Source organism: Pseudoduganella flava, assembly GCF_007830495.1.
GTDB classification, from domain to species: Bacteria; Pseudomonadota; Gammaproteobacteria; order Burkholderiales; family Burkholderiaceae_D; genus Rugamonas; species Rugamonas flava.
Map to the genome: position 1 here is coordinate 192,217 of NZ_VLKW01000012.1, position 21,529 is coordinate 213,745.

The following is a 21,529-nucleotide window of genomic DNA, read 5'->3' on the forward strand; positions in this document are numbered from 1 at the left end:
CTACAGGAATCATCATGACTACCACGCCGAAGGTCGAATTCGACGCCGCCATCATCAACAAGCTGTCGATGTCCGGCCCGCGCTACACCTCCTACCCGACCGCCGACCGCTTCACGCAGGACTTCAGCTACGGCAGCTTCCTCGAAGCGCTGGCCGGACTGACCCTGCGCGGCGGCCGCCGCCCGCTGTCGCTGTACCTGCACGTGCCGTTCTGCGACAAGCTGTGCTACTACTGCGCCTGCAACAAGATCATCACGAAGGACCGCAGCAAGGCCGTCACCTACCTCGGCTACCTGAAGCAGGAGATCGCGATGCAGGGCAAGCTGTTCGCCGGCATGAACCGCGTCGAGCAATTGCACTTCGGCGGCGGCACGCCGACCTACTTCTCCGACAAGCAGATGGACGAACTGATGGCGCACCTGCGCCGCCACTTCGAATTCGCGCCGGACTGCGAAGGCGAATACTCTATCGAGATCGATCCGCGCACGGTGGACCCGCAGCGCATCCACACGCTGCGCTCGCAAGGCTTCAATCGCGTCAGCCTGGGCGTGCAGGACTTCGACCCGGACGTGCAGAAGGCCGTCAACCGCATCCAGCCGTATGAAGAGACGATCGGCGTGATGAACGCCGCGCGCGACGCCGGCTTCCGCTCGATCAGCGTGGACCTGATCTACGGCCTGCCGAAGCAGACAATCGCGACGATGACGCGCACGCTGGCACAGGTGATCGAAGCGAACCCGGACCGCATCGCGCTGTACAACTACGCGCACATGCCGCACCTGTTCAAGCCGCAGCGCCGCATCGCCGACGAAGACCTGCCCGCGCCGTCCGTCAAGCTCGACATGATGAAGCTGTGCATCGACACGCTGACCGGCGCCGGCTATGTGTACATCGGCATGGACCACTTCGCGAAGCCGGAAGACGACCTAGCGATCGCCCAGCGCCAAGGCCGCCTGCACCGCAACTTCCAGGGCTATTCGACGCATGCCGAGACCGACCTGGTGGCCTGCGGCGTGTCGGCGATCAGCGCCGTCAACGGCAGCTACAGCCAGAACGAGAAGGGGCTGGACGAATACTATGCGAAGCTGGACGCCGGCAAGCTGCCGATCTGCCGCGGCTACACGCTCGACAACGACGACAAGCTGCGCCGCCTGATCATCCAGCGCCTGATGTGCGACTTCGAACTGTCCGTCGTCTCCGTCGCGCAGGGCATGGCCACGCCGTTCCGCGACTACTTCGCCGCCGAGCTGAAGGAACTGCGCGAATTCGAGAAGGACGGCCTGGTGACGTTCGAGGACGACTGGATCACCGTGACGCCGAAAGGGCGCCTCTTGATCCGTAACATCTGCATGGTGTTCGACCGCCACCTGCGCGCCACGCGCCAGCTGGCTGCGCAGCAGCCGGCCGCCTCCAACGTGCAGCCGCTGCGGTACTCGCGTACGATCTGACGGGAGCAGCGATGAGCGGGCTGAATCTGCTGCCCGTGTTCGCCGTCGGCCTGGCCGGCAGCGTGCACTGCGTCGGCATGTGCGGCGGGATCGTCGGCGCATTGTCCGCCGCCACACCCGCACGTGCGCGCACGATCCCGATCGTGCCGGCCGCCACCGCGCTGCCGGCCGCTTCGGCATTGGATGGCGCGCTGCGCGTGCTGGGCTATAACACGGGCCGGATCGGCAGCTACATGCTGGCCGGCGCACTGGCCGGCGGCCTGGCGAACGGCGCCGCCAGCCTGGCGCATATCGCGCGCTGGCAAGGCATCGCCTACGTGCTCGCGAACGCGATGCTCGTCGCCCTCGGCCTGTACCTGATGAATGCGTGGCATGGCCTGGCGCGCGTCGAAGCGGCCGGCAACGTGCTGTGGCGCCGCGTGCAACCCGCGATGAAATACCTGGTGCCGATGGATACGCTGCCGAAGGCGGTCGCGTTGGGCGGCCTGTGGGGCTGGGTGCCGTGCGGCATGGTGTATTCGGTGCTGCTGACGGCGCTGCTGTCCGGCTCCGCCGCCAGCGGTGCGGCCGTGATGCTGGCGTTCGGGCTTGGCACGTTGCCGATGCTGCTGGCGCTCGGCCTGGCCGGCGCCCGCATCCGCCAGGCGATGCAGCGCCCCATCGTGCGCGCCGCGTGCGGCATGCTGGTGCTGGGCTTTGGCGTGCTAGGCATGATCCGCCACGCGTCCGGCCTGCCGCACGGCTGGCTCGATGCGCTGTGCGTGACGGTGCCGCTATGAACGCCGTCCTCTCTCCCCAGTGCTATCACTGCGGCCTGCCCGTGCCGAGCGGATCGCACTGGCGCGTCGCCATCGACGGCATCGAACGCGATATGTGCTGCCCCGGCTGCGAAGCCGTCGCACGCACGATCGTCGACATCGGCCAGACCGGCTACTACCGCGACCGCACCGGCTATGCGGCCACCGCGGGCAGCGCGGACGTGGTGCCGCCCGAACTGAAACTGTACGACGCCGACCCGCGCTTCGCCGGCAGCGGCGCCGACAAGGAAGCCGTGCTGCTGATCGAAGGCATCCGCTGCGCGGCCTGCGTGTGGCTGATCGAACGGCGCCTGCTGGCGCTGCCGGGCGTGACGGCCGCGAACCTGAACGTGGCGACCGAACGGCTCACCGTGCGCTGGCATCCCGACTATGTGCAGATCTCCGGCATCCTGCAGGCGTTGCGCGGCATCGGCTACACGGCGTGGCCGTACGATGCGGCGCGCCACGAGGAGCAGTTGCGCAAGGCCAGCCGCACGCTGGGCCGGCAGCTGTTCGTGGCCGGCCTGTCGATGATGCAGGTGATGATGTACGTGGCGCCCGCGTATCTCGCCGACGCCGGCACCCTGGACGACGACATGGCCGCGCTGATGCGCTGGGCCAGCCTGCTGCTCACCATTCCCGCCGTGATCTACTCGGCGCAGCCGTTCTTCCGCGGCGCGTGGGCGAGCCTGAAGGCGCGCGCGCTCGGCATGGACGTCCCCGTGGCACTGGGCATCGCCGCCGCGTTCGGCGGCAGCGTGCTCGCCACGTTGCGCGGCAGCGGCGACGTGTATTTCGATTCCGTCACGATGTTCATCTTCCTGCTGCTGGGCAGCCGCTGGCTCGAGCTGATCGCGCGGCGCAAGGCAGCCGGCGCGCTCGAGCGCATGCGCCATGCGCTGCCCGCCTCGGCCACGCGCTACGCCGGCTGGCCCGCGGCGCGCGAGACGGCCGTCGTCAGTGCAGCATCGCTGGCGCCGGGAGACCACATCGCGGTGCGCACCGGCGAAGCGTTTGCGGCGGACGGCGTCATCGCCGATGGCCGTACGTCCGTCGACCTGTCGCTGCTGACGGGCGAATCGGCGCCACAGCCGCAAGGACCGGGCGACAAGGTTCCCGGCGGCGCCGTCAACGCCGGCCCCGCCGTGGTGCTGCGCGTGACGAAACCGGTGGCGGACAGCACGCTGTCGGGCCTCCTGAAGCTGGTCGAACAGGCGGGCGGCTCGAAGCCGCGCATCGCCCAGTGGGCCGACCGTGTCGCTTCCCGCTTCACGGCGGCGCTGCTGCTGTTCGCGCTGGCCACGTTCCTGTTCTGGAGCTGGCACGATCCGGCGCGCGCCTGGCCGATCGCGATTGCCGTACTGGTGGTGTCTTGCCCGTGCGCGCTGTCGCTGGCCACGCCTTCCGCGCTGGCCGCCGCCACCGACACGCTGCTGGGCAAGGGCGTGCTGGTGATGCAGCCGCACGTGCTGGAAACGCTGCACCGCGCCACCCACGTGGTGTTCGACAAGACCGGCACGTTGACGATGGGTCACCCCGCCGTGCAAACGGTACGCACACATGGCGGCATGGACCGCAACGCATGTATCGCCGTGGCCGCCGCGCTGGAGCAGGGCAGCCTGCATCCGATCGCGCGTGCCATCGCAGCCTTGCATGAAGAGCAGCCGACGATGCACGATCCGCGGCACGGCTGGCACGCGGATGCATTGCGCGAGGTGCCCGGCCAGGGCCTGGAAGGCGTCGTGCAGGGGAGGCGCTACCGGCTCGGCAACGGCGCGTTCGTGGCCGGTATCGCCGGCGGCGACGCGCCCGCCGCGCTGCCCGACAGCACCGCGGTCTATCTCGGCACCGAAGACGAATGGCTGGCGTGCTTCACGATCACCGACCCGTTGCGCAGCGATGCGCAGCGGACGATCGACCACTTCAAGGCGCAGGGCAAGCAGGTGGTGCTGCTGTCCGGCGACCGGCAGGTGCTGGCCGATGCGGTGGCGGCGCAGCTGGGCATCGTGAAGGCGATCGGCGATTGCCTGCCGGCGGACAAGCTCGCGTACGTGCAGCACGTGCAACAGAAGGGCGGCGTCGTCGCGATGGTGGGCGACGGCATCAACGATGCGGCGGTGCTGTCCGCCGCGGACGTGTCGTTCGCGATGGGCACCGGCGCCGCGCTGGCACAGGCGCATGCGGACACGGTGCTGCTGCACGGGCAATTGAGCCTGGTCGCCGAGACGGCGGCGATGGCGCGTGCGACGATGCGGGTGATCCGCGAGAACCTCGCCTGGGCGTCGGTCTACAATGCGGTGGCGATTCCCGCCGCGGCGTTCGGGCTGCTGGGGCCCTGGCTGTCCGGCGTCGGCATGGCGTTGAGCTCCGCGCTCGTCGTTGCGAACGCGCTGCGCCTGCGCTGGAAGTGAAAGAGAGAAAACATGGAAGCCCTGTATCTGCTGGTCCCCCTGAGCATCGCGCTGGTCTTCGGCGCGCTGTGGGTGTTCTTCAAAGCGTCCGACGACGGCCAGTTCGAGGACCTGGAAGGCCCTGCGTTGCGCATCCTGCAGGACGACGATGCGCCGTCGGCAGGTACCAAGCCGCGTTGAACCCGCGGTGTTGTCTTATCTTCATCGAACTTGATCGATCGGCCAGGAAGCCTTGATCTAAAGGCTTTCCAGCCTGTCCACGGCCCTCGCGGCACCTCGTTGTACCCGCACCTCACTTGGTGCGCACACCTTGTCTTTCAATCCAGAGTAAATCGTTCGGCACCTAATCCCTTCGGCCAATTTTGATCTAGGTCAAGGTTTTTGGGGGTTGCCCTGCGTAACCTCCGAATCACATCTAACAAATGTCTTTCGGGGGTGTTCAATTGGAACAGAACTACAACTACAAGGTCGTTAAGCAATTCGCGATTGCGACCGTAGTGTGGGGCATCATCGGCATGCTGGTCGGCGTCATCATCGCCGCACAGCTGGCGTGGCCCGCACTTAACTTCGACATACCGTGGCTTACGTACGGCCGTCTGCGGCCGCTGCATACGAACGGTGTGATTTTCGCATTCGGCATTTCGGGCCTGTTTGCGACTTCCTACTACGTGGTGCAACGCACCTGCCAGGTGCGCCTGTTTTCGGACAAGCTCGCCGCCTTCACGTTCTGGGGCTGGCAAGCGGTCATCCTGTCCGCCGTCGTCACGCTGCCGATGGGTCTGACCCGCGGCAAGGAATACGCGGAACTGGAATGGCCGATCACGATCCTGATCGCCGTCGTGTGGGTCTCCTACGCGATCGTGTTCTTCGGCACGATCATCAAGCGCAAGGTGAAGCACATCTACGTGGCGAACTGGTTCTTCGGCGGCTACATCCTGGCCGTCACGTTGCTGCACGTCGTGAACGGCATGAGCATGCCGGCCACGCTGACCAAGTCGTACTCGATGTACACCGGTGTGCAGGACGCGATGATCCAGTGGTGGTACGGCCATAACGCCGTGGGCTTCATCCTGACGGCCGGCTACCTGGGCATGGTGTACTACTTCATTCCGAAGCAGGCCGAGCGCCCCGTGTACTCGTATCGCCTGTCGATCGTGCACTTCTGGGCACTGATCTTCACCTACATGTGGGCGGGCCCGCACCACCTGCACTACACCGCGCTGCCCGACTGGACCCAGTCGCTCGGCATGGTGTTCTCGCTGATCCTCCTGGCACCGTCGTGGGGCGGCATGATCAACGGCATCATGACCCTGTCCGGCGCATGGCACAAGCTGCGCACCGACCCGATCCTGAAGTTCATGATCGTCTCGCTGTCGTTCTACGGCATGGCCACGTTCGAAGGCCCGATGATGTCGATCAAGACCGTCAACTCGCTGTCGCACTACACGGATTGGGGCATCGCCCACGTCCACGGCGGCGCACTGGGCTGGGTGGGCTTCATCACGATGGGCTCGATCTACTACCTGCTGCCGCGCCTCGCTGGCAAGACCAAGATGTACAGCACGCGTCTCGTGGACCTGCACTTCTGGGTCGCGACGATCGGCGTGGTGCTCTACATCGCCGCAATGTGGATCGCCGGCGTGATGCAGGGCCTGATGTGGCGCGCGGTGAACCCGGACGGCACGTTGACCTACACGTTCGTCGAGAGCGTGAAAGCGACCTACCCGTACTACGTCGTGCGCTTCGGCGGCGGCGCCCTGTACCTGACGGGCATGCTGATCATGGGCTACAACACCTGGAAGACGCTGTCGGGCCGCGAAGTGCCGGCGACCGCGATTCCGGAACTGAAAGCCGCGTAAGGAGAACGAGATGAGTGTTGCAAAAAAAGGCTTTTCGCATGAATGGATCGAGAAGAACCCCTGGCTGCTGATCGCACTGGTCACGCTGGTGGTCTCGGTCGGCGGTGCCGTGGAAATCGTGCCGCTGTTCTTCCAGAAATCGACGACGGAACCCGTGGCCGGCCTGACGCACTACGCGCCGCTGCGCCTGGCGGGACGCGACATCTACGTGCGTGAAGGCTGCTACGCCTGCCACTCGCAGATGGTGCGCCCGTTCCGTGCCGAGACCGAGCGCTATGGCCACTACTCGGTGGCCGGCGAGTTCGTGTTCGACCGTCCGTTCCAGTGGGGTTCGAAGCGCACGGGTCCCGACCTGGCGCGCGTCGGTGCCCGCTACAGCGATGAATGGCACCGTACCCACCTGCGCAACCCGCGCGACGTGGTGCCGGAATCGAACATGCCGGGTTATCCATGGCTGGCCAAGACCAACCTCGACCCGCAGGGCATCGTGCCGAAGCTGAAAGCGCTGCAACGCCTGGGCGACGGCTACACGGATGCGGAGATCAAGGCCGCTCCCGCCGAGCTGGAAGGCAAGACGGAAGAAGATGCGCTGATCGCCTACCTGCAGGGTCTCGGCACCCTGATCAAGTCGCGTAACTGAGCGGGAGACCGACATGGCAATCGAACATATTTTCGACAGCGCCAGCAGGGTGATGACGGTGATCTCGTTCATCACGTTTGCCGGCATCTGGGCGTGGGCATGGTCCGCGCGCAAGCAAAAGGATTTCTCCGAGGCGGCCCAGCTGCCATTCACGGAGAAGGACGAGGAGAAGCAAAATGTCTGATTTCACCAGCGAGTTCTGGAACTTTTATATCGTGCTGCTGACGGTGCTCGGCATCGTGGGCTGCGCCGTGCTGCTGTGGGCCCAGTCGACGCACAAGGTCACCGCTGAAGAAGCAGCGTCCGGCAAGGTCGGCACCACCGGCCACGTGTGGGACGAGGACCTGACGGAACTGAACACGCCGATGCCGCGCTGGTGGATGTGGATGTTCTACATCACCATCGTGTTCGGCGCCGCCTACCTGTTCCTGTATCCGGGCCTCGGCACCTATGCGGGCAAGCTGGGTTGGAAGTCCTCCGGCCAGTACAAGGAAGAACTGAGCAAGGCCGATACGCAGTATGGCCCGCTGTTCGACAAGTACCGCAAGCAGGACCTGAAAGCCGTCGCAGCCGATCCGCAAGCCCATGCGATGGGCGAGCGCCTGTTCCTGACGTACTGCGCGCAGTGCCATGGTTCCGATGCCCGCGGCAACAAGGGCTTCCCGAACCTGACGGACAAGGACTGGCTGCACGGCGGCGCGCCCGAGACGATCAAGCAGACGATCATGAACGGCCGTCACGGCGTGATGCCGCCGATGGGCGCCGCGGTCGGTGGCGAGAAGGATATCGAGAACGTCGCGCATTACGTGCTGAGCCTGTCGGGCAGCACGGCGGCCGATCCGATCAAGAGCGTGCTCGGTAAAGGCAAGTTCGCCGCGTGCATGGCTTGCCATGGCGCCGGCGGTGTCGGCAACCAGGCGATGGGCGCACCGAACCTGTCGGACAAGACGTGGCTGTACGGCGGCAGCGCCGAAACGATCATGGAAACGATCCGCAAGGGCCGCGACAACACGATGCCCGCATTCGGCGACTTCCTCGGCGAAGGCAAGGTCCACGTGCTGGCAGCCTACGTGTGGAGCCTGTCCAACGAACCTGGCAAACAGCAGTAAAACCAAAGAGGTAGCAGCATGAACGCCCCAGTCGAACCCAAGGTCACCGAGCACGTCGTACGCATGTACGAGGCGCGGCAACCGATCTATCCACGCGAGACGAAAGGCCGCTACGCCAGCCTGCGCTGGTTGTGCGTGTGGCTGACGCAGCTCGTGTTCTACGGCGTGCCGTGGCTCACGTGGAACGATCGCCAGGCCGTGTTGTTCGACCTGGGCACCCGCAAGTTCTACCTGTTCGGGCTCGTGCTGTGGCCGCAGGACTTCATCTACCTGGCGGCCCTCCTGATCATCTGCGCATGGGGCCTGTTCCTCGTGACGGCGGTGGCGGGCCGCGTGTGGTGCGGCTTCGCCTGCCCGCAAACGGTGTACACCGAGATCTTCCTTTGGATCGAACGGAAGATCGAGGGCTCGCGCGCGGCCCGCATCGCGCTCGACAAGCAGGGCCCGTCGCTGAAGAAGACGGCCAAGAAGGTCACCAAGCATCTCGTGTGGGGCGTGTTCGCGCTGTGGACGGGCTTCACGTTCGTCGGCTACTTCACGCCGATCCACGAGTTGGGCACTTCCGCGTTCACGCTGTCGTTCGGCCCGTGGGAGTGGTTCTGGGTGCTGTTCTACGCGTTTGCCACGTACGGCAACGCCGGCTGGCTGCGCGAGCAGGTGTGCAAGTACATGTGCCCGTACGCCCGCTTCCAGAGCTCGATGTTCGACCGCGACACGCTGATCATCACGTATGACGCGAAACGCGGCGAGCCACGCAGCAAGAAGGGTACGGGCGGCTCGTGCATCGACTGCACGATGTGCGTTCAGGTTTGCCCCACCGGCATCGACATCCGCAAGGGCCTGCAGTACGAGTGCATCGGCTGCGCCGCCTGCGTCGATGCCTGCAATATCGTGATGGACAAGATCAATGAGCCGCGTGGCCTGATCCGCTACAGCACGGATCATGCGATGGAGCGCGGCATGAACTCGGCCGAGATCCGCAAGCGCGCATTGCGCCCGCGGGTGCTGGCTTACATCGGCGCGCTGGTGGCCGTGATCGTCGCCGTCAGCATGACGCTGGCGACCCGCACGCCGCTGAAGGTGGACGTGATCCGCGACCGCGGCTCGATGGGCCGCGAAGTGGACGGCGGCGCGATCGAGAACGTGTACCGGCTGCAGGTCATGAACACGTCCGAGCGGGGCCACCGCTTCCGCATCGTGGCGCAAGGCTTGCCGGGCCTGAAGCTGGCCACCGAGGATACCGTCGAACTGGCGCCGACCGAAACGCGCGCCGTGCCGGTGCGCGTGCAGGCGCCGCACGGCGCGGGCAGCGCCGGCTCGAACCACATCGTCTTCACGCTGACCGCGGTGGACGACAAGGAAATCACCGTCAGCGAAAAAGCGGTCTTCATCGTACCGCGCTGACCGATACAACGACCTGGCCGGACATGGTGTCACGGCCGGGCGCACAGGCTAACGAGCCTTTGGCTCACAGGAGTAATCATGGAACTGACGATGTCCGCCACCCCGTGGTACCGCCACCGCTGGCCGTGGCTGCTGATGGCCGGCCCGGCGATCGTGCTGGCGGCCGGCAGCTATACCGGCTACCTCGCCTTCACCCAGCAAGATGCGCTGGTCGTGGGCGACTACTACAAGAAAGGCAAGGCGATCAACCAGGACCTGCGGCGCGACCGCGCGGCCACCGCGCTGGGCGCCTCCGTAGCGCTGCGCTACGACGCCGAACACGGCGTGATGCACGGCCGCCTGGCCACGCACACGCCTGTGCAGGGCACGCTGCTGCTGCACCTGGCCCACGCCACGCAGCCGGAGAAGGACATCCGCCTGCTGGTGCGCCCCGACGCGACGGGCAGCTTCGCCGTGCCGCTGCCGCAGCTCGAGCGCAGCCGCTGGGTCATCCTCGTCGAGGACGAGAAGCGCGAGTGGCGGCTCGAGGGCGAGTGGCAGTGGCCGATGGAGCGGGAGTTGACGCTGGGTGCGCCAGACACGTCCGCAAGGTAATCCCAGGGTGCCGAGGTTGGTACCCTGACCGGATTTTCGGCACCAGAGGTTTGAAAAATCCACTCGCGCACTCAAATCTGGTACACTCGCTGTAACAACTAACCCGTGATGCCGGTGTGGCTCGACCATCTGGAGCACGGGGGAAGAAGCCGGCGCAAGCCGGTTTTTTCGTTTCAAGGGGAGCAAAGATGGCAGATGCGATCGTCCCCACTCCGGTGCCGTTGCGCACGCGCGTGTACATCGATGGGTACAACCTCTACTACGGCTGCCTGAAAGGGACGCCGTACAAGTGGCTGGATCTGATGGCGCTGTTTGAACAACAGATCCTGCCGTCCAGCGCCCCGGACAGCAGTGTGTTGCTGCCGCTGAGCATCAAATACTTTACCGCGAAGATCAAGGAGCAAGCCGCCAAGGCGCTGGACTCCGTGTCGTCGCAGGCCCGCTACCATACGGCTCTACGCAAACGCTACCATGCGCGCATCGAACTGATCGAAGGGTATTATTCTCTTACCCAGTCGAAGGCCAGACTCGTCGACAACGCTGTGCCGGCCAAGTGGGCACGCGACTGCGCACAAACCCTGGTGTGGAAGCTGGAAGAAAAACAGTCTGACGTCAATCTCGCTCTGCAGGCCTATCATGACGCCATCACCGGGGCGGTCGATCAGGTAGTGATCGTTACGAATGACACGGATATCGCGCCTGCGTTGAAGATGATCCGCACTTACTCCGCGGTCAAGATCGGGCTTGTTGTACCGACCAGGCCGGGCCTCCGGGAACCGAATGATGACTTGCTAAAGCTGGCGCACTGGACTCGCACGCATATCACCGACCGTGAGCTGGCCAGCGCTCAGTTGCCCCGTGTCGTCGTCGGCGGGAAAAAGCCGACGATCAAGCCTGAGTCGTGGTATGCCCGCCCCGATTTGATCGAGCAAGCATTGATGCGTGCTGCGGCGGTGGTCGGCAGTCGCGGGAAGGCTTTCAACTGGCTTGAAACACCCAATCGGTACTTTGATAACCTGGCTCCGATCGACTTGCTCGACGCCGAGGCCGGCGCGGCCCGGGTGATGGCCTATATCGCCGACCATGAGCGTAACAGTCAGGACGGAACGTGACTACGGTTCTTTGTCCAGTTGCCACTCGGCGGAACAGGCGCTGTACCTGGAGCACATCAGCGCTTCATTGCAGGGGGTGGATGACCGCGTGCGGCGCAGATCCTTGAAAATCGATTCCGCGGTGCTCAGGCGCAGACTTCCGTCCCTGCCGTGATCGCCTTCAGCCGCGGCAGGTCGAGCACCTCGATCTCGCGGTTCGATACGCGCAGCAAGCCGATCTTCTTGAATTTGTTGAGCAGGCGGCTGATGCTTTCGATCGTCAGGCCCAGGTAGTTGCCGATGTCTTCGCGGGACATGCGCAGCTGGAACTCGGTGCTCGAATAGCCGCGCGCCTCGTAGCGCGATGCCAGGTTGACGAGGAAGGCGGCAAAGCGTTGCGTGGCCTGCATGTTCCCGAGCAGCAGCATCACGCTTTGCTCGCGTGTGATTTCCTGGCTCATCATCCGGTGGAAGTGGCGCAGCAAGGTGGGCATGTCGGCCAGCAGCTGTTCCAGGCTGGAGAACGGGATTTCGCACACTTCCGAGTCTTCCAGCGCCATCGCGCTGCAATAGTGCTTGTCGGTGCTGATCGCGTCCATGCCCAGCAGTTCGCCGCCCATCTGGAAGCCCGTCACCTGCTCTTCGCCGTTGGCGTTGATCTGGTAAGTCTTGAAGTGGCCGAGGCGGATCGCGTACAGGTTCGTGAACGGGTCGCCGATGCGGAACAGGTTGTCGCCCTTGGGCACCCTGCGGCGGCGGCCGATGATCTTGTCCAGCTTGTCCATATCGCCCATGTCCAGGCCCATCGGCAGGCACAGCTGGTGCATGCTGCAGGTCGAGCAGCGCGCCTTCAGGATCTCGATGGTCGCGCCGGGAATGGTCAGGGGAGGAAGCTCATGCATCATAATGGAAATCGTGTAACGGTTGACCGACAGTGTACTTGATCCGGGTACCGCGCAGCGTGCGCTGCCGTACACGGGAAACTTTCATTCAGCGTGCTCCCCCGCACAGTGCGCTCGCGTCCGGCCGCGCATAGTGACAAGAGAACAATCCGAGTCCGGGAATGACCGGGGCGAGGAGGAGACCGTGAAACCGCTGGGCATCAAAGCCAAGGTCGCGTTCGCGACGACCATCACGTCCATCGTGATGATCGCGCTCGTCACCGTACTGCAGGCCCAGCGCATGCAGGCGGACTTCACGCGCGTATTGTTCGCCCAGCAGGATGCGCTCGTCACGCGCACCGCCATCGAGCTCGACGACAAGCTGTCGATGTTGCGCAACATTATCGCCGAATCGGCCCGTTGGCAGCCCCGCGACATCTGCAACAATCCGCCTGCGTTGCGCGGCTACTACGATTACCGCGCCGTGCTCCGCCTGTTCGACGACGTGCTCATTGCCACTCCGACAGGTACCGTGATCGCCGACTTGCCCGCATTGCCGGGCCGCCCCGGCGTCAGCATCGCCGACCGTGCCTACTTCCAGCGTGTGATGCGTGAAAAGATGCCGGTGATTGCCGAACCGGTGATCGGCAAGGCCGGCAAGCAGCCGGTCGTGCAGATGGTCGCCCCCGTGCTCAGCGAGGAAGGCGAGGTGCAGTGCGTGCTGATCGGCGTGCTGCGGCTCTACAACGACAACCTGCTGGGCCACCTGCGCACCGCGAAGGTGGGCCGCACGGGTTTTTATTACATCGTCACCGGTTATGAACCTTCCGTCTACGTCGTGCATCCGGATACCTCGAAACTGCTGCAGCCGCGCGCATTGACGGGCCATCCGGCCACCGTGGGGGCGATCCGCGAGGGCATCGACGGTACCGCGATCAGCACCAGCGTCGAAGGCGTGCAGGCACTCGTCAGCTACAAGCACCTGAAGACGGTGCCGTGGATCCTGATCGCTTCGCTGCCCGCGAAGGAAGCGTTCGAGCCGTTCGAAGGCCTGCTGGTACGGCTCGCCTTGTGGGGCACGCTGGCCTCGCTGGCGACGGCCGCCGTCATCACGTGGATCACCTTGCGACTGATGTCGCCGCTGGTCAGGCTGCGCGACGCGATCCGCGAACTGCGCGGCACGTCGCACCGGTTCGCGCCGCTGCCCGTGATGGCGCGCGACGAGATCGGCGAACTGACGGAAGCGTTCAACGACCTGATGCGCGAACGTTCGGCCGCGGACGAGCACGCGCGGGCGCTGATGGACGAGCTGGCGGCCCGCGCCGCCGAGCTGGAAAAAGCGCGCGACCGCGCCGAGGCGGCCAACCGCGCAAAGAGCGATTTCGTGGCCAACATGAGCCACGAGATCCGCACGCCGATGAACGCGGTGCTCGGCATGGCGCACCTGCTGCAGAACACGCCGCTGACGCCGCAGCAGCGCAAGTACCTGAACATGATCCGCACGGCGGGCGATTCGCTGATGGGCATCCTGAACGACGTGCTGGACTTCTCGAAGATCGAGGCGCAGCGGATGGAACTGGCACCCGTCGAATTCGACCTCGACGATTCGATGAGCACGCTGGCGACAACGATGACGATGAATGCCGGCGACAAGGAACTGGAGCTGGCGATCGTCGTCGAGCCGGATGTGCCGCGCCTGCTCCGTGGCGACGCGCTGCGGCTGCAGCAGGTTCTGGTGAACCTGGCCGGCAACGCGATCAAGTTCACCGAGCAGGGCGAGGTCGTCGTGCAGGTGGGCCTCGTGCGCCGCGGCGAGACGGACGCCGTGTTGCGCTTCGAAGTGCGCGACACGGGCATGGGCATGAACAGCGAACAGCTGGCGCACCTGTTCCAGGCGTTCACACAGGCCGACGAGAGCATCACGCGGCGCTTCGGCGGCACCGGCCTGGGCCTGGCGATCACGCGCCGCCTGATCGAACTGATGGGGGGCGCGATCCACGTCGACAGCACGCCGGGAAAGGGCAGCTGCTTCTGGTTCGAACTGCCGTTCGGCGTGCTGGTCGGGCAAGGCGCGCCGCGCAAGCCGGCGGCCGGCTCGCTGTCCGTGCTGGTGGCCGACGACAATGGCACGAGCCGCGACCTGATCGCGAAACTGATTCACGCGTGGGGCTGGGAAGCGGAGCTGGCCGACACCGGCGCCACCGCGCTGGCGCTGTTCGGGCACCGGATGCGGATCGGGCGGCCTTACGACGTCGTGCTGACGGACTGGCACATGACAGGCCCGGACGGCCTGGCCCCCGCCACCGCCATCCGCCAGGCGGCGGATGGGCACCGCCAGCCCATCGTCGTGATGATCAACGCGTTTGCCCGCGAACGTCTCGAGCAGATCTCGAAGAGCGGCGAGGCGGACGCGGTGCTCGTCAAACCGATCACCAGTTCGACGCTGTTCGAGGCGCTCCACCAGGCGCTGGCCGCGAAGGCCGGCGGCGACGAGGCGGCGCCGCCGCCGGATGAATACCTGGGCCGGCTCGCCGGAGTCCACTTCCTGCTCGTCGAGGACAATGCGCTGAACCAGGCGGTGGCGCGCGGCATCCTCGAACATGCGGGCGCCACGCTGGACGTGGCCGGCGACGGCCAGCAGGCGCTCGACGTGCTGCGCGCGAACGCCGCGGCATACGACGTGGTGCTGATGGACATGCAGATGCCCGTGATGGACGGTTTCTCCGCCACCGCCGCCATCCGCAACGAGCTGGGCTTGCGGCTGCCGGTGATCGCCATGACGGCCGGCGTGCTGGCTTCGGAACGGGATCGCTGCGTGCAGGCCGGCATCACGGACTTCATCGCCAAGCCGATCGTCGTCGAAGAGATGATGACGGTGATCGACCGTCACCTGCCGGCCCGGCGCCGGACGCCCGCCGTGGAAAGCCTCACGCTGCCCGCTGCGCAGTCGGACGAACCGGTGTTCTCGATGGACAGCCTGATGCGCGTGATGGGGCGCGACCCGAAAGGCCGCGCGCTGATGCGCAAGATGGTCGAAGGCGCGCTCGAGGGCGGCATGCGGCCGGCGGACGAAGCCGACCAGGCGCTGGCCGCCGGCGATGCGCAGGCGGCCGCGCGCATCTTCCACGGCTTGCGCGGCGCGATCGGCGTGCTCGGTGCGAAGCGGCTGATCAAGGCAACGATGGATGCCGAGATGGCGATCGCCGAACTGCCGCCGGACCAGCTGGCACCGCATTTCGCCGCCGTGCGGCACGAGCTAGCGCTGGTGCTGGAAGCGGGGAGCGCCTGGCTCGCGCAGGTGGACGGCGCAGGCTGACTGCAGGCCTCAGTGACGGCGGTGATTGAACCAGGCGCCCGCGGCCAGGCCGATCGCGAACGCGCCATACACCAGCGCCAGCGAAGGCTTCGACACGCGTTCCTCATAGCCGGGCTTCAACCGCTGCGGCGTCAGCTGGTAGTCGACGAAGCACGCCACGCCGGCGGCCGCAACGGCAGCGGCCACGGTGACGCCGGGCTTGCGCTTGTCCAGCACCTTGCCCGCCACCTGCTCGAAGATACTGGCCCAGAAGTGCGCGCTGGCGTGGTGGATCGCATACCCCACCAGCGTGTACTTCCACGTGGGCGCATCCTTGCCGAACGCCTTGTCGCCCCACAGCCAGTGGCTGATCGCATTCGCTCCGGCGAACATGCTGCCGCTCTCCTGATGCGAGCGCAGCGCCAGCGCGCCCGTCGACGTCAGGCTCGCGATCGTGCCCGGCACGATGCCCTTGGCGATGACCTGCTTCCAGTTGTCCATGCGTTTCTCCGGTGTCTGGCTTTTTCCCTATACTGGTGCTCCCGACATGAGGACACCCGATGCTGATCCTGCTCACCGGTTCGACCGGCTTTCTCGGCTCCCGCCTGTTGCCGCTGCTGCGCGCCCAGGGCCATCGCGTGCTGTGCGCGGGCCGCAGGGCGCATGGCGACTGCGAATTCGTGCAAGCCGACTTTGCCCACGATAGCGAAAAATCGGCCTGGGTGGCGCGCCTGTCCGGGGTGGACGCCGTGATCAATACGGTGGGCATCATCCGCGAGGTGCCGGGTCAGACGTTCGCCCGACTGCACACGGAAACGCCGCGCGCGCTGTTCGCCGCTTGCGTCGAGGCGGGCGTGGGCCGCGTCATCCAGGTGTCCGCCCTCGGTGCCGACGCAGCGGCCGAGACCGAATACCACCTCAGCAAGAAGGCCGCCGACGATTACCTGGCCACGTTGCCGATTCGTTCCCGCATCGTGCAACCTTCGCTGATCTACGGCCCGGAAGGCACCAGCGCGCGCATGTTCCGCACACTGGCGACGATGCCGTTCGCCGTGCAGTTCGGCGCTGCCCCGCAACCGGTGCAACCGATCCACGTGGAGGACGTGTGCGCGGCCATCGTCGCGCTGCTGGCCGAGGAAGGCGGACCGCGCAGCGCGCGGGTGCCGCTGGTGGGCCCGGCGCCGCTGCCTTTCATCGACTACCTTGCCGCGCTGCGGCGCGCGCTGGGGCTGGGCAAGCTGCGCACGCTGCGCCTGCCCTCAAGTTTTGCACGGGCGATGGCTGCCGTCGGCGGCCTCGTGCCGGGCAGCCCGCTGACGCCTGACACGCTGCGCATGCTCACGCGCGGCAACACGGCCGACCCGGCCGACACGATCCGCCTGCTGGGCCGCCCGCCCCGCGCTGTGGACAAGTTCGTCACTGATCCACAGGCCGAGCGCCGTGAGGCGCAACTGGGCTGGCTGTTGCCGCTGTTGCGCGTGAGCCTGGCCATCGTGTGGATCTGGACGGCCTATGTGTCCGCCTTCGTCTACCCGGTGCAGGACAGCTACGTGCTGCTGGAACGCACCGGCATTCCCGCCGTGCTGGCCCCGCTGATGCTGTATGGCGCCAGCGCGCTCGACCTGGCATTCGGCATCGGCACGCTAGCGCTGCCGGCCAGGCTGCGGCGCTGGCTATGGCTGGCGCAGGTCGCACTGATCGGTTTCTACACGGTGGTGATCGCGCTGCGCCTGCCGGAATTCCTGTGGCATCCGTATGGGCCGCTCAGCAAGAACCTGCCGATGCTGGCCGCGATCTGGCTGCTGTACGAACTGGAAAAACACCCGGAGAAGACGTGATGGAATACGTGATCGTGAAGTGGCTGCACATCCTGTCGTCCACGTTCCTGTTCGGCACCGGCATCGGTTCGGCGTGGTACCTGCTGTTCGCCGTCATCAGCCGCAACGTGGCGGCGATCGCCGTCGTCACGCGCATCGTCGTCATGGCCGACTGGATCTTCACGGGCCTGACGATGATCGCGCAGCCCGCGACCGGCTTCTATCTCGTGCACCTGGCCGGCTTCCCGCTCCACAGCAAATGGATCATGTGGTCGATCACCCTGTTCGTGATCGCGGCGTGCTGCTGGTTCCCCGTCGTGTGGCTGCAGATGCGCCTGCGTGACACGGCCGCCGCCGCGGCCGCCGAAGGCACCCCGCTGCCGCCTGCGTTCTGGCGCTACTTCAAGAGATGGATCGTACTGGGCATTCCCGCGTTCTTCGCGTTTCTCGCGGTGTTTTACCTGATGGTGGCGAAGCCGATGTGAAGCCCGATCAGAGCGCCGCGATCAGGTCGAGAATCTCAGGATCGCGGTCGATCAGGCTGAGCAGGATGGCGGCTTGCGCGTTCGGCTTCGAGATACCCTGTTCCCAGTTCTTGATCGTGCGCAGCTCCGTGCGCAGCTGGCGGGCAAACACGGGCTGGGAGACGTGCAGCTTCTCGCGCACGGCACGCACTTGTTCGGGTGTCATTTCGGGTGGGCTTTGGTACTCCACCTTCGTCGTGCGCAGCGTGAGCTTGCCTTTGCGCGCCTGTTCCAGCGCGTCGAAGCCTTCCATCAGGTCGGCAAAAACATCTCGTTTGGTCATTGTGTGGCTCTCCGTGCCTTGATTTCCAGTTCCAGGCGCTGCTTCAGCATCTTGCGCTGTTCCGGCGTGAGGTCCGCCGCTTCGTCCTTGCCATAGACGGTGAACAGCCAGAACTGATCATCCGCATCCTTCCAGAAGTAGATGACGCGCAGGCCGCCCCGCTTGCCTTTGCCGCGCCGCTCGTCGCCGTACCTGATCTTTCGCAAGCCACCGGCGCCGGGGATCACGTCCCCAGCTTCCGGGTTTTTCATCAGCTCGTTCTGCAAGTCCTTGAACGACTCGTCGTCGAAGTAGTCGTCACGGACGCGCTCGAACGGCGGAAGTTCGATAAACGTCGCTTTCATGTAAGTGTACCTAATTTGGGTATAGTTTTGTGAGATTTCCGCATCACCGCGAGTTGAATCGAACCGGGTCTTCGGCGTTAGCATGGCGGGGACTGATCCTCTCATGCGGCACGAAGTGTCTGGCTGATGCAAGCCAAACGATGAGATGAGGCTCCAGCGCCGCTGACGAACAAAAAAATTGTTCGAAAATTTCGACAATACGAAGGCAATCTTTCCGTTTTTGTTTTTCCCCGGTCTTGTTCATACTTCATTCCATCGACGCAGCACACAGCAAACAACGGCGCGTCAGACCTTTCGAAATTTTGAACAAACCGAGGAGAATCCATCATGCCAATCGCCAAAGCCCAACCTGGTAGCACCCTGCTGAACGGTAACGATCACACGCTGATCATGATCGACCACCAGTCGCAGATGTCGTTTGCAACGAAATCGATCGATGCCACCGTGCTGCGCAATAACGCCGCGCTGGTATCGAAGGCCGCCGCCGAATTCAAGGTGCCGACGATCCTGACCACCGTCGCCGCCGAATCGTTCTCCGGCCCGATCTACGACGAGATCCAGTCCGTATTCCCGGACCAGAAGCCGATCGACCGCACGACGATGAACACGTGGGAAGACCAGCGCATCGCCGACCGCGTCAACGCGATCGGCAAGGGCCGCATCGTGCTGGCAGGGTTGTGGACGTCCGTCTGCATCGTCGGCCCCGCGCTGTCGGCGCTCGACCAGGGCTTCGAGGTGTACGTGATCACGGACGCCTCCGGCGACATCACCGAGGAAGCGCATGAACGTGCCGTGCAGCGGATGGTGCAGGCCGGCGCCCGCCCGATCACGTCGCTGCAATACCTGCTGGAACTGCAGCGTGACTGGGCCCGTGGCGAGACCTACGACGAGACGGTCAAGACCGCGATCCAGAACGGCGGCGCGTATGGCCTGGGCCTGATCTACGCGAAGTCGATGTTCAACGCTTCCGAGGGGCACTGACCGGGAAGATATGGAGTAGCTCGCCGCGCGCGAGCATCTCCACGAATTGCGCGATGCGCTTCGCCCGGGTTTCCGGGCGTTTTGCCTGGTGCGTGCGGAACAGGATCGCGTAGCGGTTGGTGCTGTTCAGCGTGGCGAAGAAAGCCTTCGCCTGCGGCGCCGCGTCGAGTGCCGCCTGCAAGTCGGGCGGCACCTCGGCCTTGCCTTGCGACGCATACGCGGCATCCCAGCGGCCATCCGCCTTGGCGCGCTCGATCTCGGCCAGGCCGGGCGGGCGCATGCGGCCCGCGTCGATCAGGGCCTGCACCTTGTCCCGATTGACCTTCGACCAGATGCTGCGTTTCGCACGTGGCGTGAACTTCTGCATCCACCAGTGCTCGTCGATCGACTTTTTCTGGCCGTCGATCCAGCCCCAGCACAGCGCCACCTCGACGGCTTCAGGGTACTGCACCGTCTTCGTGTCGGCCTTTGCTTTCGCGATACGCATCCATACGCCGGGTTCGCGGGCGTGCTCGCGCTTGAGCCAGCGTTCCCATTCGGCCGCATCCGCGAACGCCAGTTCCGGCAGTTCAGGTTTCGGGGCAGTCGCCATCATGCCTCCTTGCGCAGCAACTCGGCCAGGCGGTCGAGATTCTGCTCGTTCGCTTCGCCGGCAAAGCGCGCCACGCGGGCGCAGGCAATGGGATCGTCGAAGTGCATCGTCCAGTGCAGCCGGGTGCCGTCACCTTCCTCCGTCAGCACGAACGTGGCGCGAAATAGCGTGCCGATGACGTGGTCGAACACGATCCGCGCGGGCGGCACGATCTCGACGAAGCGCGACTCGTTCGGGTAGTTGACGCCGTCCGGACCGTGCATCACGAACGTCCAAACGCCGCCCGGTTCGAAGTTGAAAGCCTTGAAAGTGCTGGTGAAGCCTTCCGGACCCCACCACCGTGCCAGCCGGGCCGGGTCGCTGAAGGCGCGAAACACCTGCTCGCGGGGCGCGGCCAGTACGCGGGTCGTCACGATATCGCATTCGTCCATGTCGTCTCCTCGGATCGGTAGCAATATTCTAATGCGCTATCATCGACCGCATGGCGCATTCTCTCCTCAACCTGCCACCGCTGGACGCGCTGCGCGGCTTCGTCGCGGCGGCGCGCCGGCTGTCGATCACGGCGGCGGCCCAGGACCTGTGCCTGACGCAGTCCGCCGTCAGCCGCCAGATCCAGGCGCTGGAGGAGCGGCTCGGTACCGCGCTGTTCGTGCGCGGCAACCGCAGCATCGCATTGACGGATGCCGGACGCCAGCTGTTCGACCTGACCTCGCCATGGCTGGACGAGCTGGCCATTCTCGCCGCCACGTTGAAGCACGATGCGGCGCCTCAACCCGTGACGATTTCCGCCAGCATCGGCGTGGCCGCGCTGTGGGTGTTGCCGCGCCTGGGCGCCTTCCAGGCCGCGCATCCGGACGTCGACATCCGCATGGCCGCCAGCAACCGGCTGATGGACCTGCAGCGCGACGGCGTGGACCTGGCGATCCGCTACGCGCCGCCGGCGGCGGTACCGGCCGATGCGCTGCGGCTGTTCGACGAGGAAGTGGCGCCGGTCGCCAGCCCCGCCGTCGCGGCGGCCGCCTTCGCCACACCGGACGCGCTGGCGCGCCAGGTGCTGCTCGACCTGGACGATGGCGGCCAGCGCACATTCCTGCACTGGAGCCCGTGGCTGCAGCGTCACGGCCTGCCCCACCAGCCCCGCGCGACGCTGCGCTTCAACCAGTACGACCAGCTGATCCAGGCGGCCGTCGAAGGCAACGGCGTCGCGCTGGGGCGGCTGGCGCTCGTGCTGCCGCTGCTGAAGGATGGCCGGCTGGTGGCGCAGATGAGCCGGCGCATGCAATCCGAATATGCCTACTGGCTGCTGCAGGCGGCGCCCGAGCCGCGCCGCGAGGTCGAGCTGGTACGCGCGTGGCTGAGAGAGCAGGTCGCGTTGACGGCGGCGCACCTTGCCCAGCTGGGAGGTGCCGCCGCCGCGTGACGCATGCGCGCCGCGCATGGATCGCATGCGCGTTTACCG

At 65.5% G+C, this 21,529-nt stretch carries 22 protein-coding genes; 16 read left to right on the forward strand and 6 right to left on the reverse strand.

Features of this window, described 5'->3' with window-relative positions; all coding sequences use genetic code 11:
• Positions 1-14: 14 nt before the first annotated feature.
• The 11 genes from hemN (at position 15) to IP92_RS25460 (ending at position 11,374) form a co-directional block, all read left to right on the forward strand.
• Positions 15-1,448 (forward strand): oxygen-independent coproporphyrinogen III oxidase, encoded by a 1,434-nt coding sequence (gene hemN / locus IP92_RS25410; RefSeq protein WP_145880567.1) that lies wholly within the window; start codon positions 15-17, stop codon positions 1,446-1,448.
• A gap of 11 nt (positions 1,449-1,459) precedes the next feature.
• Positions 1,460-2,227: a sulfite exporter TauE/SafE family protein gene (locus tag IP92_RS25415; RefSeq protein ID WP_145880569.1), complete on the forward strand. Its 768-nt coding sequence runs from the start codon at positions 1,460-1,462 to the stop codon at positions 2,225-2,227.
• A complete protein-coding gene (locus IP92_RS25420) occupies positions 2,224-4,656 on the forward strand; it encodes a heavy metal translocating P-type ATPase (protein ID WP_145880571.1) in 2,433 nt (810 codons plus the stop codon). The genes IP92_RS25415 and IP92_RS25420 overlap by 4 nt, the downstream gene beginning before the upstream one ends.
• Positions 4,657-4,668: 12 nt before the next feature.
• Positions 4,669-4,836: a cbb3-type cytochrome oxidase assembly protein CcoS gene (ccoS, locus tag IP92_RS25425; protein ID WP_145880573.1), complete on the forward strand. Its 168-nt coding sequence runs from the start codon at positions 4,669-4,671 to the stop codon at positions 4,834-4,836.
• A 242-nt stretch (positions 4,837-5,078) separates the two neighbouring features.
• Positions 5,079-6,515: a cytochrome-c oxidase, cbb3-type subunit I gene (ccoN, locus tag IP92_RS25430; RefSeq protein WP_145880575.1), complete on the forward strand. Its 1,437-nt coding sequence runs from the start codon at positions 5,079-5,081 to the stop codon at positions 6,513-6,515.
• Between the two features lie 10 nt (positions 6,516-6,525).
• Entirely contained in the window at positions 6,526-7,155 is a 630-nt protein-coding gene (gene ccoO / locus IP92_RS25435; protein WP_145880578.1) for a cytochrome-c oxidase, cbb3-type subunit II, read from the forward strand.
• Between the two features lie 13 nt (positions 7,156-7,168).
• The gene (locus IP92_RS25440) at positions 7,169-7,339 is read left to right on the forward strand and encodes a cbb3-type cytochrome oxidase subunit 3 (protein WP_145880580.1); all 171 of its coding nucleotides are present in this window, start codon (positions 7,169-7,171) and stop codon (positions 7,337-7,339) included.
• The gene (gene ccoP, locus IP92_RS25445; protein ID WP_145880582.1) at positions 7,332-8,264 is read left to right on the forward strand and encodes a cytochrome-c oxidase, cbb3-type subunit III; all 933 of its coding nucleotides are present in this window, start codon (positions 7,332-7,334) and stop codon (positions 8,262-8,264) included. The genes IP92_RS25440 and ccoP overlap by 8 nt, the downstream gene beginning before the upstream one ends.
• A gap of 18 nt (positions 8,265-8,282) precedes the next feature.
• A complete protein-coding gene (gene ccoG / locus IP92_RS25450; protein WP_145880584.1) occupies positions 8,283-9,668 on the forward strand; it encodes a cytochrome c oxidase accessory protein CcoG in 1,386 nt (461 codons plus the stop codon).
• A gap of 78 nt (positions 9,669-9,746) precedes the next feature.
• Positions 9,747-10,262: a FixH family protein gene (locus IP92_RS25455; protein WP_145880586.1), complete on the forward strand. Its 516-nt coding sequence runs from the start codon at positions 9,747-9,749 to the stop codon at positions 10,260-10,262.
• Positions 10,263-10,450: 188 nt separating this feature from the next.
• The gene (locus IP92_RS25460; protein ID WP_145880588.1) at positions 10,451-11,374 is read left to right on the forward strand and encodes an antitoxin Xre/MbcA/ParS toxin-binding domain-containing protein; all 924 of its coding nucleotides are present in this window, start codon (positions 10,451-10,453) and stop codon (positions 11,372-11,374) included.
• A 125-nt stretch (positions 11,375-11,499) separates the two neighbouring features.
• On the opposite strand, the gene fnr is transcribed toward IP92_RS25460, so the two are convergent.
• Complete coding sequence (gene fnr, locus IP92_RS25465) at positions 11,500-12,258, reverse strand: fumarate/nitrate reduction transcriptional regulator Fnr (RefSeq protein ID WP_145880591.1); 759 nt, start codon at positions 12,256-12,258, stop codon at positions 11,500-11,502.
• Positions 12,259-12,439: 181 nt separating this feature from the next.
• Here fnr and IP92_RS25470 point away from each other — a divergent pair, with 181 nt between their 5' ends.
• Positions 12,440-15,550, forward strand: coding sequence for a HAMP domain-containing sensor histidine kinase (locus IP92_RS25470; RefSeq protein WP_145880592.1), 3,111 nt, complete (start codon positions 12,440-12,442; stop codon positions 15,548-15,550).
• Positions 15,551-15,559: 9 nt separating this feature from the next.
• On the opposite strand, the gene IP92_RS25475 is transcribed toward IP92_RS25470, so the two are convergent.
• On the reverse strand, positions 15,560-16,030 hold the full coding sequence (locus IP92_RS25475; protein ID WP_145880595.1) for a hypothetical protein: 471 nt from the start codon (positions 16,028-16,030) through the stop codon (positions 15,560-15,562).
• Between the two features lie 59 nt (positions 16,031-16,089).
• Here IP92_RS25475 and IP92_RS25480 point away from each other — a divergent pair, with 59 nt between their 5' ends.
• Together IP92_RS25480 and IP92_RS25485 are read left to right on the forward strand one after the other, a co-directional pair.
• A complete protein-coding gene (locus tag IP92_RS25480; RefSeq protein WP_145880597.1) occupies positions 16,090-17,367 on the forward strand; it encodes an SDR family oxidoreductase in 1,278 nt (425 codons plus the stop codon).
• Complete coding sequence (locus tag IP92_RS25485; RefSeq protein WP_145880599.1) at positions 17,367-17,831, forward strand: DUF2269 family protein; 465 nt, start codon at positions 17,367-17,369, stop codon at positions 17,829-17,831. The genes IP92_RS25480 and IP92_RS25485 overlap by 1 nt, the downstream gene beginning before the upstream one ends.
• A 7-nt stretch (positions 17,832-17,838) precedes the next feature.
• Here IP92_RS25485 and IP92_RS25490 read toward each other — a convergent pair whose 3' ends face one another.
• Both IP92_RS25490 and IP92_RS25495 read right to left on the reverse strand, forming a co-directional pair.
• Entirely contained in the window at positions 17,839-18,153 is a 315-nt protein-coding gene (locus IP92_RS25490) for a helix-turn-helix domain-containing protein (RefSeq protein ID WP_145880602.1), read from the reverse strand.
• A complete protein-coding gene (locus IP92_RS25495; RefSeq protein WP_145880604.1) occupies positions 18,150-18,497 on the reverse strand; it encodes a type II toxin-antitoxin system RelE/ParE family toxin in 348 nt (115 codons plus the stop codon). The genes IP92_RS25490 and IP92_RS25495 overlap by 4 nt, the downstream gene beginning before the upstream one ends.
• A gap of 327 nt (positions 18,498-18,824) precedes the next feature.
• On the opposite strand from IP92_RS25495, the gene IP92_RS25500 reads away from it, so the two are divergent.
• Positions 18,825-19,478: a hydrolase gene (locus tag IP92_RS25500; protein ID WP_145880606.1), complete on the forward strand. Its 654-nt coding sequence runs from the start codon at positions 18,825-18,827 to the stop codon at positions 19,476-19,478.
• Here IP92_RS25500 and IP92_RS25505 read toward each other — a convergent pair.
• Both IP92_RS25505 and IP92_RS25510 read right to left on the reverse strand, forming a co-directional pair.
• Positions 19,456-20,070, reverse strand: a complete 615-nt coding sequence (locus IP92_RS25505; protein ID WP_145880707.1) for a YdeI/OmpD-associated family protein — start codon at positions 20,068-20,070, stop codon at positions 19,456-19,458. The genes IP92_RS25500 and IP92_RS25505 overlap by 23 nt on opposite strands.
• Positions 20,070-20,501 carry an SRPBCC family protein gene (locus tag IP92_RS25510; RefSeq protein WP_145880608.1) on the reverse strand — a complete coding sequence of 144 codons (432 nt, stop codon included), beginning with the start codon at positions 20,499-20,501 and terminating at the stop codon, positions 20,070-20,072. The genes IP92_RS25505 and IP92_RS25510 overlap by 1 nt, the downstream gene beginning before the upstream one ends.
• A 50-nt stretch (positions 20,502-20,551) precedes the next feature.
• Between IP92_RS25510 and IP92_RS25515 the strand changes: the two genes are divergently transcribed.
• A complete protein-coding gene (locus IP92_RS25515; protein WP_145880611.1) occupies positions 20,552-21,490 on the forward strand; it encodes a LysR substrate-binding domain-containing protein in 939 nt (312 codons plus the stop codon).
• Positions 21,491-21,529: the final 39 nt, after the last annotated feature.